Annotated in this window: 1 protein-coding gene; it reads right to left on the reverse strand. The window is 65.3% G+C overall.

What is annotated here, in order from left to right; all coding sequences use genetic code 11:
• Positions 1-1025: 1025 nt before the first annotated feature.
• A partial coding sequence (locus B042_RS26215) for a hypothetical protein (protein WP_036555478.1) occupies positions 1026-1320 on the reverse strand: 295 nt, incomplete at its 5' end.

Genomic DNA, 1320 nt, shown 5'->3' on the forward strand with positions numbered 1-1320 from the left:
TTGGCGCTGGGCAGGACGATGCCGGTGAGGGTGGCGAGGAGGTAGCGGGGGCCGTGGTCCATGTCGTGGGCTAGAGGCACACCAAGTCACCCCCCGTTCACGCTCAGGTCAACGGTGGGGTAATCTTCCGCTTCCCTTTGTTTCTGCATCCGTTTGATTTTGTTTGTGTGGTTTTGGGATTGAGTGAACCCTAGCAAACCAGGTGAGTGTCACATCCGGGTGTTGATGGGGCTGGTCGGTGTTCCATCGCGGGCCCTTCGATGAGCGAGAGGTGATGCTCCGGCAGGGCTCGCGGGAGTCGGCTTCGTGCGGGGCGGCGGAGAAGCCCCGGCGCGCAGTTGGCTTCAGGTGGGTTCGATCCTTTTCCGCGTAGAAGAAGGGAACGGGGAGTTCGGAAACGGAGGGGCGGGGCACGCTGCCTGCTTTCGGTGCCCCAGGTATGCGATGAGCGAGGTCACGACCTGTGTCGGCGACACGTGAATACTGACGTTGACCACCCGAATGTGGCGGAGATATCAGCTCTGCTGAGGGGAGCCCGCTCTGATCAGGTGGCGCTGGTGTCTGAGAGGAACCGATTGAATACGGAAAGCTCAAGGCTGCGAGGCTAGTGGTCCCGGAGAGGTACGAGTGCTCCTCACGGCCTCGGAGGATCGGCAACTTGCGTGGTCCGGGGGTGGCGGTGAAGGGCCGCTGCTGCGTGCCCCCTGGCGGAGCCGGGCCGGTTGTTGGGCGGTGGCGCGCTCCAGGGCCTCGACGGTGCTCAGTAGCTGCTCGGAGGGTTCCTCGACAACCCTGAATCCGTCCGGATGGTGTCGAGCTGGGAACAGGTGTTCTCGGCGTTCGCCCCTTCGGCCGCGATGCGTGCTTCCAAGACCTGGACCGTGACGCGCGTGTACTCTCTCGGCGTTCGCGAACGAGGGCGTTCTCCAGCGCAGGTACGGACAGGGCCGGGCACGAACGCTTCCCGCCCACGGGTACCAGTGTCGCGGTGGACCGTTGAGGGGCTGTTTCCGAGTATGGCGGCCTCATGTCCCTTCGGCAGCGGGTCCGGGGGAGCCTGGGCCCTGGAGGGCATCGGCGAAGCGTTGTTCCAGAGTGCGGTCGTTGGCGTCCTGTGATTGGAGGGCGTCGACAGCGGGTTCTTCGGGTTCGGGGCTGGGTGGTGGGTTGGTGGGGAGGAGGACGTCGGCGTACAGGTGGAGGATGCCCTCGGAGTTGATGGCGGCGCGTTTGATGCGGTAGCGGGTGCCGCGCGGGAGGATCAGTTCCCTCTGGAGGGGGACGCGGCTGTGGCGTCCGGGCCAGAGGCCGTGTGTTCCG

It is taken from the genome of Nocardiopsis sp. CNT312, assembly GCF_000515115.1.
In the GTDB taxonomy this organism is placed as follows: Bacteria; Actinomycetota; Actinomycetes; order Streptosporangiales; family Streptosporangiaceae; genus Nocardiopsis.